This is a genomic window from Bradyrhizobium genosp. L (assembly GCF_015624485.1).
Taxonomy (GTDB): Bacteria; Pseudomonadota; Alphaproteobacteria; order Rhizobiales; family Xanthobacteraceae; genus Bradyrhizobium.
Map to the genome: position 1 here is coordinate 1,362,190 of NZ_CP061378.1, position 13,771 is coordinate 1,375,960.

At 64.8% G+C, this 13,771-nt stretch carries 12 protein-coding genes; 9 read left to right on the plus strand and 3 right to left on the minus strand.

Translation table 11 applies throughout. The features are described 5' to 3' along the window. The first annotated feature begins 211 nt into the window (after window positions 1-211). The gene (locus IC762_RS06345) at window positions 212-1,357 is read left to right on the plus strand and encodes an acyltransferase family protein (RefSeq protein WP_195787795.1); all 1,146 of its coding nucleotides are present in this window, start codon (window positions 212-214) and stop codon (window positions 1,355-1,357) included. 57 nt (window positions 1,358-1,414) lie between these two features. Here the strand turns inward: IC762_RS06345 and IC762_RS06350 are convergent, their stop codons facing one another. Continuing rightward, the gene (locus IC762_RS06350; RefSeq protein WP_195787797.1) at window positions 1,415-1,750 is read right to left on the minus strand and encodes a putative quinol monooxygenase; all 336 of its coding nucleotides are present in this window, start codon (window positions 1,748-1,750) and stop codon (window positions 1,415-1,417) included. 336 nt (window positions 1,751-2,086) lie between these two features. On the opposite strand from IC762_RS06350, the gene IC762_RS06355 reads away from it, so the two are divergent. From IC762_RS06355 to IC762_RS06375, 5 genes are all read left to right on the plus strand, one after another. Next, a complete protein-coding gene (locus IC762_RS06355; RefSeq protein ID WP_195787799.1) occupies window positions 2,087-2,773 on the plus strand; it encodes an ArsR/SmtB family transcription factor in 687 nt (228 codons plus the stop codon). A gap of 32 nt (window positions 2,774-2,805) precedes the next feature. Then, on the plus strand, window positions 2,806-4,044 hold the full coding sequence (locus tag IC762_RS06360) for an FAD-binding protein (protein ID WP_195787801.1): 1,239 nt from the start codon (window positions 2,806-2,808) through the stop codon (window positions 4,042-4,044). Continuing rightward, on the plus strand, window positions 4,041-5,357 hold the full coding sequence (gene glcF / locus IC762_RS06365) for a glycolate oxidase subunit GlcF (RefSeq protein WP_195787803.1): 1,317 nt from the start codon (window positions 4,041-4,043) through the stop codon (window positions 5,355-5,357). The genes IC762_RS06360 and glcF overlap by 4 nt, the downstream gene beginning before the upstream one ends. A 184-nt stretch (window positions 5,358-5,541) precedes the next feature. Further along, window positions 5,542-5,961, plus strand: coding sequence for a histone (locus IC762_RS06370; RefSeq protein WP_195787805.1), 420 nt, complete (start codon window positions 5,542-5,544; stop codon window positions 5,959-5,961). Window positions 5,962-6,361: 400 nt separating this feature from the next. Continuing rightward, window positions 6,362-7,351 carry a TorF family putative porin gene (locus IC762_RS06375; RefSeq protein ID WP_195787807.1) on the plus strand — a complete coding sequence of 330 codons (990 nt, stop codon included), beginning with the start codon at window positions 6,362-6,364 and terminating at the stop codon, window positions 7,349-7,351. Between the two features lie 178 nt (window positions 7,352-7,529). On the opposite strand, the gene IC762_RS06380 is transcribed toward IC762_RS06375, so the two are convergent. Continuing rightward, window positions 7,530-9,272: an ABC transporter ATP-binding protein/permease gene (locus IC762_RS06380; RefSeq protein WP_195787809.1), complete on the minus strand. Its 1,743-nt coding sequence runs from the start codon at window positions 9,270-9,272 to the stop codon at window positions 7,530-7,532. Between the two features lie 317 nt (window positions 9,273-9,589). Here IC762_RS06380 and IC762_RS06385 point away from each other — a divergent pair, with 317 nt between their 5' ends. The 3 genes from IC762_RS06385 (at window position 9,590) to IC762_RS06395 (ending at window position 12,852) form a co-directional block, all read left to right on the plus strand. Then, on the plus strand, window positions 9,590-11,254 hold the full coding sequence (locus IC762_RS06385) for an L-lactate permease (RefSeq protein ID WP_195787811.1): 1,665 nt from the start codon (window positions 9,590-9,592) through the stop codon (window positions 11,252-11,254). A gap of 134 nt (window positions 11,255-11,388) precedes the next feature. Beyond that, window positions 11,389-11,805: an META domain-containing protein gene (locus IC762_RS06390; RefSeq protein ID WP_195787813.1), complete on the plus strand. Its 417-nt coding sequence runs from the start codon at window positions 11,389-11,391 to the stop codon at window positions 11,803-11,805. Window positions 11,806-11,909: 104 nt separating this feature from the next. After that, a protein-coding gene (locus IC762_RS06395) for an IS630 family transposase (protein ID WP_195785264.1) occupies window positions 11,910-12,852 on the plus strand; the annotation gives its coding sequence in 2 pieces (ribosomal slippage) (window positions 11,910-12,245 and window positions 12,247-12,852; 942 coding nt in all). Window positions 12,853-12,965: 113 nt separating this feature from the next. On the opposite strand, the gene IC762_RS06400 is transcribed toward IC762_RS06395, so the two are convergent. Continuing rightward, complete coding sequence (locus IC762_RS06400) at window positions 12,966-13,646, minus strand: hypothetical protein (protein ID WP_195787815.1); 681 nt, start codon at window positions 13,644-13,646, stop codon at window positions 12,966-12,968. Window positions 13,647-13,771: the final 125 nt, after the last annotated feature.

The following is a 13,771-nucleotide window of genomic DNA, read 5'->3' on the forward strand; positions in this document are numbered from 1 at the left end:
TTTTGACGCGTTTTCTTCACGCGAACCGGTATCCACTTCGCTCGAAAACGCTCTAACGAACCGCTAAAATTCGACCGAAGACCGAAGCCCGCGGATAACCTTAACCGGCGCTTACCTGTGGCCGCCGGCGCGTCGCCATGCACCGTTTACACGCCCTTAGCGCCTTCTTCCGTATTTTCCGGCGATGCAGGCGTCACCCCGACCTTCACCCATGTTCAGCCTGGCCGACCAGCTGGCGCTGTCGCGCAATCGGCCGGCGGGGTTCGACTACATGCGGATCGCGCTCGCGGCGGCGATCGTCTGCCTGCACAGCCTCAACGTCACGGTCGGCTTCACCCGGACGCTGGAGATCCTGAGCTCGGCGCGCATCGGCGTCGCCATGATCCTGGCGCTGTTCTTCGCGCTGAGCGGCTTTCTGGTGACGGGCAGCCTCTTGCGGTGCAGGAGCCTGATCTCGTTCCTCGGCTTGCGCCTGCTGCGCATCGGGCCGGCGCTTGCGGTGGAGACGACGCTGTCCGCCATCGTCATCGGCCCGCTGTTCACCGAATTGCCGCTGGCGCAATACTTTGCGGACCCGAAATTCGCGCACTACTTTCGCAATATCGTCGGCGACATCCACTATCAGCTGCCCGGCGTCTTCCTGCACAATCCGATGGCCGACGTCGTGAATGCCCAGCTCTGGACGGTGCCGTATGAGCTGTGGTGCTACATCATCCTGGCGGCTCTTGCCGCCGCCACCATCTGCTTCAGCAGGGCTCTGTATCTCGCCTTCCTGGGCTGCGCGCAGGTCGGGCTCGTCGCTTACGCGCTTCTTTATCCCAGCGAGCCCTCGATCCAGCTCGCGCCGCATTTGCTGGTGTTCTGCTTCCTCGCCGGCGTCGGCTTCCATCTCTGGCGCGACAAGACGCCGTTCAACCGCACCACATTCCTGTTTGCGCTGGTGGTTTGCGCCGCCTGCCTGACGATGCGGTCCATCGAGGTGCTGGCTCCGGTGCCGGCCGCCTATGTCGCGTGCTATCTCGGCGCGCTGAACCCGCGGCGGAGCTGGATCGTGTCGTCCGGCGACTACTCCTACGGCATCTTCCTCTATGGCTTCGCGATCCAGCAATGCGTCGCCGCGTTCGGCACGCCGGTTCGGCACTGGTATCTGAACATCCTGATCAGCCTGCCGATCTGCTTCTGCGTCGCCTTCGCATCCTGGCACCTGGTCGAGAAGCATGCGCTGCGGCTCAAGAGCCGGATCAACCGGTTCGAATCCGCGGTGCTGGCACGGATCTCGATCATAGGCTTCTGGCGCAGGTCGCATGACGCGATCGAACTCGGCGTCACGCTCGGCAACAATCGCGTATCGGTCTGAGGCCGTGCCGGACTGCGGTGCGGGCCTGCGATGCAAGCCCGCCCGCGAAGGCGCCGCCTACAGCAGCGCATATTGCATGCGTTCGCGTTTTGCCAGCAGCGGCAGCGCCTCGCCCGCGATGTAGGTCTTGAAGTGGGCGCTGTCCTGATGCGCCTTGAACGCGGCCTCGTCGCGGAACAACTCGTAGAACAGGAACTGCCCCGGGTTGTCCTTGGCCCGCGAGATCAGGAATAGCTTTACGCCGGCTTCGCGCTGCGCCTCGGGCAGGAAGCGGTCGAGGATCGCGGCGACCTTGTCGGCCTCGCCCGGCTTCGCTTCCCATTGCGCGACGATCAGCAAGCCGCCGCCGTCGACCGCGTCGCTGATCGATTTCTGTGTTGCATAGTGCTTCATGGTGCTGGCTCCTAGTGGCTGTTGAGATTGCGATGACGATATCGTCCAGGGCGCGAGATAGATCGCCAGGACGGTTCCGAGGGCGGAGATCACCGACCTGCGGCTGAACGCTTCACGGGATCGCGGCGCTGTCGGCGCCGCATTCGATCGCTCCATGTCTGTCTCCATCGGTTGGTTTCGAACGCGATCGGTGCAAGCTTGTAGCGATCGCACTGCCGGATGGATTCGCCTGGCATCGAAGTGTCGATGTCGTGAACGGTTCGATCATGATCGAAACGTTGCGGCGGCCCGCCATGCGAAAAGCCTCCTGCCTGTCGACCGATGCCGGAGCCGGCCATGCAGACCATCGCCGCGGAGCTTGCCGAACTGGCCTCCCTGATCGCCGATCCCGGGCGTGCCAGCATTCTGGTGCGGCTGATGGATGGCCGCGCGTACCCCGCGGGCGAGCTTGCCGAGGTCGCCGCCGTCACGCCGCAGACCGCGAGCTGGCATCTTGCAAGGCTCGCCGAGCGCGCGCTGCTCACGGTCGAGCGGCGCGGTCCGCGGCGGCTCTACCGGCTTGCCACCCCGCTGGTTGCGCAGATGCTCGAGGGCATGATGACGGTTGCTGCGATCGATCCTCGCCCGGACCGGCCGCCGCGGATCGACGCCGAGATGCGCCGGGCCCGGACCTGCTACGACCACCTTGCCGGCGAGCTCGGTGTCGCCGTCACCGACGCGATGCGCCAGTGCGGTCATCTCAATCTGGACCCGGAGGGCGGCGAGTTGACCGCGGCGGGGCTGACGTTTCTCGGCGAACTCGGCATCGACCTGCGTTCGCCGGCGCGGCGTCGGCGGGCGTTGTGCCGGCCCTGTCTCGACTGGAGCGAGCGGCGCCCGCATTTGGCAGGACGGGCAGGCGCCGCGCTCGCCGAGCTTGCGTTGCAGCGGGACTGGATCCGGCGCCGGCCGCAGGGCCGTTCCGTCGAGATCACCGATGCCGGGCTCGCCGCGTTCCGCAATCTGTTCGGCGCGCGCATTTGATTTCGGAGCCGAATTTGGTTACCGCCTAGCGCGTGGATACGCTCAAGGTCAGAGACGCCAAAGACGTCGAGGAAGTGGTGCGCGCGGCGATCGCCAGCGAGCAGCCGCTCGAGATCATCGGCCATGGCTCCAAGCGCGCCATCGGCCATCCGATGGCGACCAATGCGGTGCTGGACGTCTCGGCGCTGAACGCGGTCACCTCCTATGAGCCGAACGAGCTGATCATCACCGTTCAGGCCGGCGCGCCGCTTGCCGACGTGCAGTCGCTGATCGATGCGAAGAACCAGCAATTCGCCTTCGAGCCGATCGACACCTCGGTGCTGCTCGGCAACGCGGCGGGGGGCACCATCGGGGGCATGATCGGGGCCGGGCTCGCCGGACCCCGCCGCATCAAGGCTGGCGGCGCCCGCGATCACCTGCTCGGGGCGCATGCCGTGTCCGGGTTCGGCGACAGTTTCAAGACCGGCGGCCGGGTGGTGAAGAACGTCACCGGCTACGATCTCTGCAAGCTGCTTACCGGTTCCTGGGGCACGCTCGCGGTGATGACCGAGGTGACGCTGAAGGTGATGCCGAAGCCGGAGGCCGAACGGACTTTGCTGTTGCGCGGCCTCGACGACATCGCCGCCAACAAGGCGATGACGGCGGCACTGGGTTCGCCCTTTGACGTCTCGGGTGCGGCGCATCTGCCGCAGCAACGATCTGGCACTGAGGCGGGCGTGCTCGCCAGCCTGGCGGGAGCAGGGCAAGCGGTGACACTGGTGCGGCTCGAGGGCATCGCGGCCTCGGCGGCGCACCGGGCGGCTTCGCTGAGCCGGACCTTGTCCTCCTTTGGAACCGTCGATGTGCTCGAAGACGACGCTTCACTGAAGGCCTGGGCCGCATTGCGCGACGTCACCCCCTTCGCCGCCAATGGCGCACGCGGGGGCTGGCCGGTGTGGCGCATCGTCTGCCCGCCGGCCGCGGGCGGCGGGCTGGGCGAAGCGCTGGCGAACGAGACCGGCGGCGAGGTGATCTACGACTGGGGCGGCGGGCTGATCTGGGCGGCGCTGCCGCCGGATGCCGACGCCCAGGCCACGCTGGTGCGCAGTCGTGCCGGGGCGATCGGTGGCCACGCCACCCTGATCCGCGCCGGCGAGGAGGTGCGCCGCATGGTCGACGTGTTCCAGCCGCAGGCGGTCGGCCTTGCCGCGCTCGGTGAGCGGGTGCGGGCCAGCTTCGATCCGAAATCCATCCTCAACCGTGGCCGGATGACGCGAGGCGGCGCTGCATGAAGACCGAATTCACGCTGACACAGCTCGCCGATCCCGACATCAAGGAAGCCGATACGATCCTGCGCAAATGCGTGCATTGCGGCTTCTGCACGGCGACTTGTCCGACCTATGTGCTGCTCGGCGACGAGCTCGATAGTCCGCGCGGGCGCATCTACCTGATCAAGGAGATGCTGGAGAAGGACCAGCCGCCGACGGCGGACGTGGTCAAGCATATCGACCGCTGCCTGTCCTGCCTCGCCTGCATGACCACCTGCCCGTCGGGCGTCAACTACATGCATCTCGTCGACCAGGCCCGGGTCCGAATCGAGCAGGACTACACGCGCCCGCTGCCCGAGCGGCTGCTGCGCTCGGTGCTCGCCTTCGTGCTGCCGCGGCCCGGCCTGTTCCGGATCAGCATGATCCTGGCCGGGCTCGCCCGTCCGTTCGCGGCGCTGCTGCCGACCCCCTCGGTCGGCGCGTCGAGCCCCGGCCTGCTGCGCCGGATCAAGGCCATGCTGGCGCTGGCGCCGCGCGCATTGCCGCGGCCGGGTCCAGCGGCGGGAACCGTGTTCGCACCCATCGGCCGGCGGCGCGGCCGGGTCGCACTGTTGCAGGGCTGCGCCCAGCAGGTGCTGGCGCCGCGCATCAACCAGGCTGCAATCAATGTGCTGACCCGGCACGGCATCGAGGTGGTGCTGGTCAGGGACGAGCAATGCTGCGGCGCGTTGACCCATCACATGGGGCAGGACGCCGACGCGCTGGCACGGGCGCGGGCCAACATCACGGTGTGGCAAAGGGAAGCGGACCGCGAAGGGCTCGACGCCATTCTGGTCACGACCTCGGGCTGTGGGACAGTTGTCAAAGACTACGGCTACCTGCTGCGCGAGGATGGAACGTTCGCCGAGCCGGCCAAGCGCATCTCTGCGCTGACAAAGGATATCACCGAGTATCTCGCAGGCCTCGAGCTTGCGCCTTCAACGCTCGAGGCCAACGTCACCGTCGCCTATCACTCGGCTTGTTCGCTGCAGCATGGACAGAAAATAACTGCGCTTCCGAAAGAATTGCTTTCCAAGAATGGATTCGTGGTGAAAGATGTGCCTGAGAGCCATTTGTGTTGCGGTTCGGCGGGCACCTACAACATTCTCCAGCCCGACATTGCGAGCAGATTGCGCGATCGCAAGGTCGCCAATATCGCGCTTGTCAAACCGGACATGATCGCTGCGGGCAATATCGGTTGCATGGTTCAGATTGCCGGCGGCACGTCAGTCCCAGTGGTGCACACGATTGAGCTTCTCGATTGGGCGACAGGAGGTCCCCGGCCAGGATTGAATTGATCGACTGCCACCCGGGCATGATCCGGACCTGAGCTTCTCGCCGCAAACACCAAGCCTTAACGCGGCGATCATGCCCGGCAAGCGATGCGGATGATGCCTCTCGCGAGGCCCGTTCGCTGTCCGGCAAGCGATCACTTCAATGCGCCCGGCGGACTCAAAACTCAGCGGCAACTGGAGGACCACGATGGCGAAGTCGAAGAAGGCGAAGAAAAGCAAGAAGGCCAAAAAGGCCAAGAAGGCGGTAGCGGCGAAGAAGAAGTCTGCGAAGAAGGCCAAGGGCTACGCGAAGAAATCCGCCAAGAAGGCCGGCAAGAAAGCGGCCAAGAAGGGCGCCAAGAAAACAGCAAAGAAAGCGGCGAAGAAAGTCGCCAAGAAGGCGGCTCCGAAAAAGGCTGCTGCTCCCAAGGTAGCGGCGCCAGCTGCGCCCAAGCCGGCCGCCAAGAAGAGCGCGCCGAAAAAGGCCGCGCCGAAGCCGGCTCCGGTCGCAGCACCTCCGGCGCACGAGTCCGCGCCGCAGCCCGCCGCGAGCTGGGCCACGCCGAGCCACGAGCCGGCGCCGGGCTGGGTCGCCGGCACCGCCTCCGAAGGCGGCGAGCACCACTAGCCTTGATCTTGGCAGCCCGTCGCCCACCGGCGCGGAACTCGATTGATCGCGAAGCCGCAGCGGACCTCCGCTGCGGTTTTTCGCTGTCTGGTCGGCGCAGGCCGCAGCGGTTGCCCCGCCGAGAGATTCGCTGGCCGGCTCGCCCAAAAGCCGCACCGCCGATGATCATCAGATGTTTCAACCGCTACGGGAGGCACAAAGTTGTTGTGCCGGTGCAACACCCGCCAACCAACATAAGCTGAAACAGTGCGAACGCCTAAAAAGTCGGCAAATGCCCGCCTTTTTTGCTTCTCGGAAGTGGAGTCGCGTTTCAGATTGGCCACACGCGATTTGGTTGCAGTCCGTTTGTCGCGCGCCCCGGGGGGCCTCTGGGCTGTTTGGAACGTAAATGGGGACCGTCATGAAGAAACTGGCTTTGTTAGCAACGGCGCTAGCAATGATCTCGAGCTCGGCAATGGCAGCTGACATGGCGGTGAAGGCCGTCAAGGCGCCGCCGCCGGCCCCGTTCGATCCCTGGGATGTCGCCTTCGGCGCCGGCATCATGAGCGACTACATCTTCCGCGGCGTCACCCAGTCGAACCACAATCCGTCGGTCACCGCGTATTTCGAGCCGCGCTACAACGTCAACAAGGACCTGCAGCTCTACGTCGGCACCTCGACCGAAAGCATCTCCTTCGCCAACCGTGCTGCGGCCGAAGTCGACGTCTACGGCGGTATCCGCCCGACCTTCGGCGCCTTCGCCTTCGACATCGGCGTCTGGGGTTACCTTTATCCGGGTGGAACCTGCTACTACGGCGCGCCGTTCGATACGGCCGGCAATGCGCTGAGCCCCCAATGCGCCACCAACTTCCTGGCAAACGGCAACGTGATGAAGAAGGACGTCTCGTTCTTCGAAGTCTACGGCAAGGGCACCTGGACCATCAACGACAACTGGGCCTTCACGATCGACGACTACTACTCGCCGAACTTCCTCAATACCGGCGCCTGGGGCAACTACGCTTCGATCATTGGCAAGTACACCGCGCCCAGCACCGTGTTCGGCTCGAGCGGCGTCGGCATGTATGTGTCGGGTGAGTTCGGCCGGCAGTGGCTCGGCACCTCCGACAGCTTCTATGGCGTTCCCGCGTTCCCGACCGGCATCAAGTACGCCGACTACAACACCTGGAACATCGGCATCGGCTTCACCTACAAGGTGTTTACGCTCGATCTGCGCTACTCCGACACGGACATGTCGAAGGGTGATTGCTCTGCCTTCACCAGCGACTACACCGCAGGCGGCACCACCAACGTGACCCCGATCAACCCCGGCGGCACCGGCTCCAACTGGTGCGGCGCGGCCGGCATCGCCAAGCTCTCGGTCGACCTGACCGCGATGTCCAACCTGAAGTAATCTCTCCTTCCGGAGACAAGGGGCGGCAGAGCAATCTGCCGCCCCTTTTGTTTTGGTGGCCTCCCACAATCTCGTCATGCCCGGGCTTGTCCCGGGTATCCACGTCTTCGTTTCCGCGTGAAGAAAGACGCGGATGGCCGGGTCAAGCCCGGCCATGACGTTGTGGAGATGCCAGCGTCTACGACGCCGCCAGCTTCGTGGCGTCGCGCAGGGTGAAATGGTCGCCGTCGCGGACCAGCGTGACGTTGCGGTCGTGGACGGCCTCGAGCGTCGAACGGTGGCCGATCGAGACCACGGTGGTGCCGGGCAGCTTCTCGGCGATCAGGTTGTAGAGCGCGGCCTCCGACGGTTCGTCGAGCGAGGCGGTCGCCTCGTCCAGGAACAGGAATTGCGGTGCGTGCAGCAGCGCGCGCGCAATGCCGAGCCGTTGCTGCTCGCCAAGCGACAGCATCCGGTTCCAGTGCGCCTCTTCATCAAGCCGGGTGGCGAGTTGCGGCAGGCCGACCGCCGCCAGGGCATCGCGGACCCGTCCTGCCTCGAACTGCGCGGCTTCGCCCGGATAGACCACCGCGTCGTGCAGCGATCCGATCGGCAGATAGGGGCGCTGCGGCAGCGTCATCAGCTTGGCATCGGCGGGAATCTCGACCGCACCGCTGCCGAACGGCCAGATGCCGGCCACCGCGCGGAACAGCGTCGACTTGCCGGCGCCGGAGGGACCCGTCACCAGCGTCCGCTCACCGGGACGGAAGCTGAATTGGTGGGCCGAGACCAGGGGCGCAGCGTTCGGCAGTTTGACCAGAAGCTGCGGCAGGGTAATCGCGGCGCCGGCAGCCGGCCTGGTGTGGATCATCGCGGGATCGGTTGCGAGCGTCTCGCCGCTTGCGATCGAGTTCTCGAAGCCGTCGAGACGGTCGACGATGGCGCGCCATTCCGCGAGGCCCCGATAGTTCGAGACGAAGAACGAAAACGCATCCTGCACGTTGCTGAAAGCTTCGAGCGCCTGCTGGAACGTGCCGATCTGGATCTTGTTGGCGAAATAGGCCGGCGCCACCATCATCACGGGAATGACGACCGAAGCCTGGCTGTAGCTCTGCGTAAACGCGATCAACCGCTTGGTGCGGGTCATGAGCTCGAACCAGTTGCCCATGACGCGGCCGAAGCGCATCAGCAGCCGCGCGCGCTCGGCTGCGCCACCCTTCAGCAGCGCGATCTGTTCGGCGTTCTCGCGGACCCGCACCAGGTTGAAGCGGAAGTCGGCCTCGCGGCGCTGCTGCTCGAAATTGAGGCCGACCAGCGGCAGGCCGATCCAGTGCGTGAATGCCGTGCCGAAGATCGCGTAGATCAGCGCGGTCCACACCAGATAGCCGGGGAATGTCAGGTCATGACCGTAGATTTGCAACGGCGCGGCCGCCGACAGATTCCAGAGCACGACCAGGAAGGACAGGATCGTCACGACCGAGCTGAGCAGCCCGACGCTGATCGAAAGCGTCTGATCGACGAACATCTTGACGTCGTCGCTGATGCGCTGGTCGGGGTTGTCGGCCGAATCGCCCTTCAGTTGCATGCGATAGTGGTTGGCATCGTGCAGCCAGCCGCCGAGATAGCGGTTGGTCATCCAGCGGCGCCAGCGGATCTGCAGCCACTGGTTCAGGTAGAGCTTGTAGATCTGAAGCAGGACCAGCATCGCCGCGAGGAAGCAGAAGACGAAGAACTGCCAGACGAACCCGTTCCAGTCGCGCTCCTGCATGGCGTTGTAGAAGTTGGCGCGCCATTGATTGAACAGCACGCTGTTGGCCACCAGCGCGAGCTCGATGACGATGATGATCGCGAGCAGGCCGCGGCCGGCCCATTTGTCCTCGGAGTAGAAATAGGGCGAGGCGATGCGCCACACCGTCGCGAGCGTCGTGCGGATCTTGTTCACAGATTATCGTCTCCGGGGAATGGGGCCGCAAAGGCCTGAAGAATCGGGACAATCAGGGCAAGACTCGACTAAAGTCGTAAGTCTGGCATGCAAGCGTTGGCTTGTCCCAACATTGCTGTCAACCCTAGCATGCCGATAACGGCTGGGGGCGGGGGACCTACCAAATTTCGCGAGGATGTGAGCGATCCTAAAGGATTGTTCATGCGCGAGCCGGGCTTGACCACTGTCGACGCAACTCCCGCGATCCATGCCAGGCGCGCCGCGACCGTTCACGCCGGCCGGCGCGCTGCATAACGCGTGAGGAGGAGCCGGAAACAATGTGGAATCAAATCTACAACCCGTTGGGCAACGCGGCGCTGTCGACGATCGCGGCCGCCGTTCCCGTGGTCACGCTGTTGATCCTGATCGCCAGCGGCAAGGTGAAGGCGCATATCGCGGCGATCATCGCCGTCATCGTGACCAACCTGATCGCGATCGTCATCTTCACGATGCCGGCCGGCATGTCGATCCGGGCCTCGCTGCTCGGCATCGTCTCGGGCTTCTTCCCGATCGGCTGGATCGTGCTCAACGTCATCTTCCTCTACCAGGTCACGGTAAGGTGCGGGAAGTTCGAGCTGTTGAAGCGCGCGATCGGCGGCGTGACCGAGGACCGCAGGCTGCAGCTGCTGCTGATCGCGTTCTCGTTCGGCGCCTTCTTCGAGGGCGCCTCGGGCTTCGGTACCCCGGTTGCGATCACCGGCGCGGTGCTGATCGGGCTCGGCTTCTCGCCGCTCGCCGCCTCGGGGCTTTCGCTGATCGCCAACACCGCGCCGGTCGCGTTCGGCGCGCTCGGCACGCCGATCCAGGGCCTTGCCTCGGTGACCGGGCTCGATCCCTACATCCTCGGCGCAATGGTCGGCCGGCAATTGCCGCTGTTCTCGCTGATCGTGCCGTTCTGGGTGGTGTGCGCCTTCGCGGGCTGGCGCGGCATGATGCAGGTGTGGCCGGCGATCCTGGTCACCGGCGTCTCGTTCGCGGTCCCGCAATTCGTGATCTCGAACTACATCAATCCCTGGATCGTCGACATCGGGGCGTCGCTGATCTCGATGGGCTCTCTGATCCTGTTCCTGAAGGTGTGGCAGCCGCGCGAGCTCTGGCTGTCGCCGAAGCTGCGCGGCCATGACGAATCGGCGGCGACGATGGCGGCTGCCAAGCCGCTCGACAAGACGCCGCTGACCTCGGGTGAATTGTGGAGCGCGCTGCTGCCGTGGATCATCGTCTGCATCCTGATGCTGATCTGGGGCAATGGCGCCTTCAAGAGCCTCGCCGACTCGATCTTCACCTACAAATTCCCGATCCCCGAGCTCGACAAGATGATCATGAAGGTGCCTCCGGTGGCGGCTCAGCCGACGCCCGAAGCCGCGGTGTTTAACTTCACCTATCTGTCGTTCACCGGCTCGGGCATGCTGATTGCCGCGATCATTTCCGGGCTTCTCATGGGTGTTTCGCCGGCCGGGCTCGTCAAGGAATATGGCCGCACCATCCGGCTGTGCGCGATCTCGCTGATCACGATCTCGGCGATGCTGGCGATCGGCACGCTGACCCGGCTGTCCGGCATCGACGCGACGCTTGGTTTGGCCTTTGCCGCGACCGGCGTGCTGTATCCGTTCTTCGGCACGCTGCTCGGCTGGTTGGGCGTGGCGCTGACCGGATCGGACACGGCCTCCAACATCCTGTTCGGCAATCTGCAGAAGATCACCTCGCAACAGCTCGGCCTGTCGCCGATCCTGATGGCGGCGGCGAACTCGTCCGGCGGCGTGATGGGCAAGATGATCGATGCGCAATCGATCGTGGTCGCCTCCACCGCGACCAACTGGTACGGCCACGAAGGCTCGATCCTGCGCTACGTGTTCCTGCACTCGATCGTGCTGGCCTGCCTGGTCGGCCTGTTCGTGACGCTGCAGGCCTATGTCTATCCGTTCACGGAGTTGGTGCTGAAATAGCCTTGTTCCGGTGGCTTCGAAATCCCCGTGGGCGCAAGCGCGCGGGGACTTTGTTTGCGCTGTGGTCGAACTGGCCAAGCGCGGTGGCGTCCAATACAAGGGCGCCCGTCAGGGTCGCGATTTCGAGGAATGGCATGATTTCGGTCGGACGATTTTTGCGCGGTGTCGCACTTTCGAGCGCGGTGTTGGGAGCGGCTCCAGCCTTGACACCAGCGTTGGCCCAGGAGGAATTCCCGTTCGGCGCGCTGATGACGCTGGATGCCGCGCGGATGCCGGGCTCGAAGCGGATTCCCTCGCTCGAGATCGGCGACAATGGCGAGGTTTCGCTGGAGCTGTGGTGCAATGGCGGCCGGGGCCAGTTCTCGGTCGCCGGCAACACCGTGATCTTCGTCCCCGGCGCGATGGAGAACCGCAATTGCCCGCCTGATCGAACGCAGGCCGACGGCGATCTGCTCGCAGCCTTGGGCGAAGCCACGACATGGAAGCGGCAGGGCGATGTCGTCACCCTGATCGGCAGCAGGTCGCTGCGCTTCCAGATCAATTCCAACTGAGACGGTAGCGCCTCTTAGAGTCTTTCCGACTTTGTCTGAATCGGGGATTCCCAAATCAGGTGAGCTCTGATTCAAGCTTCCTGCTGGGACGGAGGCCAGCAAGGATGGCGCGAGCATACTCACTGGATCTGCGTGAGCGTGTTGTTGGGTTGGTTGCAAGTGGCGAAACGTGCCGGGCGGTGGCGGAACTGTATGACGTCAGCGTTGCGAGCGTCGTGAAATGGTCGCAGCGGGCGCGAGCGACAGGCAGCGCGGCGGCCAGGCCGATGGGCGGCAGGCGGCCTTACCTGCTGGAAGGTGAGCGCGACTGGCTGCTGGCTCGGCTGACCGCGAAGCCTGATCTGACCCTGCACGCGCTGTTGGCGGAGCTTGGGGAGCGCGGCGTCGTAGTGTCCTGCGACACGCTCTGGCGATTCCTCAAGCGCCAAGGCATCAGCTTCAAAAAAAACCGTGTTCGCGACAGAGCAGGATCGTCCTGACATCGCGCGCCGCCGGGCCTGGTGGAGACGACACCAGTCGAAAATCGATCCTGCTCGTCTCGTCTTCATCGATGAGACCTGGGCAAAGACCAACATGGCCCGGACCCATGGCTGGTGGCGACGGGGCGCCCCTCTCAGGGCTCAGGTCCCGCACGGCCATTGGCGGACGATGACCTTCCTCGCAGCACTCCGGCACGACCGTATCGCGGCCCCCTGCGTCATCGACGGGCCGATCAACGGCGAGAGCTTCCGTGCCTATGTCGAGCAGTTGCTGGTGCCAACGCTCCAACCCGGCGACATTGTCGTCATGGACAATCTCGGCTCCCACAAGGGCCAAGCTATCCGCACGGCCATCCGCGCCGCGGGCGCCCGGCTCGTCTTCCTGCCGCCCTATAGCCCCGACCTCAATCCGATCGAGCAGGTCTTCGCAAAGCTCAAAATCCTGCTCCGCAAGGCTGAAGAACGCACCGTCGACGGCGTCTGGCGTCGCATTGGCAGTCTTCTCCAACACTTCACACCGCAAGAATGCGCAAACTACCTGCGCAACGCAGGATATGCTTCTGTCTAAATCGGAAAGGCTCTAGAGCATGATCCGGAAAAGTGTGAAGCGGTTTTCCGAAAAGATCATGCTCAAACAAAGAGCTAAAGCGCGATGACGATTCAACCCAATCTCATCGCGCTTTAGGGCGTCGCGATCAATCCGCCGGCAGTGGCGACGATCCAGCGGTTGCCCCAGCGGACGATTGAATCGACCCGTCCGAGGCCGGGAATGACGTCGCCGCGGGCCGCCATCTTGACGCCCTCGGGGCCCTCGATCACGGCGGTGCCGTTGCGGACCTCGACCACGGACCATCCGGGGATCGTGCTCGGCCGTGACTCCGGCGCTACCGCCAGCGGCTGATTCGGCGCGAGCGCAGCGGCCTGCGCGTTCAGCGTGGTGGGGGCGGCGCCCAACGCGAGCGGGCGCGGCGGCGCTGCCACGGTCCTGGGAATGCTGCCGGTGACGGCCGGCTCGGCGTTGGCGGCCATCCGTCGCGGTGTCTCGCTCTTGCTCGGGCGGGTTTCTGCGATGTGCGGGGGAGGCGGTGCTTCTCGCTGCGCCACGGGGCGCGGGCTCGGCAGGCCCATGAATTCGTGCCAGTTCACTCCGCCGGTCCAGCCCAGCACGAAGCTCGCGGCCAGCGCCGTGGCAGCCAGCAATATGGTGCCGACACGGTCGGCGATCGGTTCGCGCAACAGCAGGGCGGCGTCATGATTCTCGCCGGAAAGGTCCCAGAGGTCCGCGGCCGGCTCCGGCGAACGCGTCTCCGTCGCATCTGTGGGCCAGATGCTCCCAGGACTGATCGGCTCGCGGTCTTGCATGGCGCAACCTGTGGTTCGGCTGACGCAAATGATGATCCCGGGAACTGAATCGAGCGTTAATTTTCCGTGACCGAACTGCGGCAAAGTGTTGCCTGGCGGTCGGTGGTACCACATTGACGCCGCCG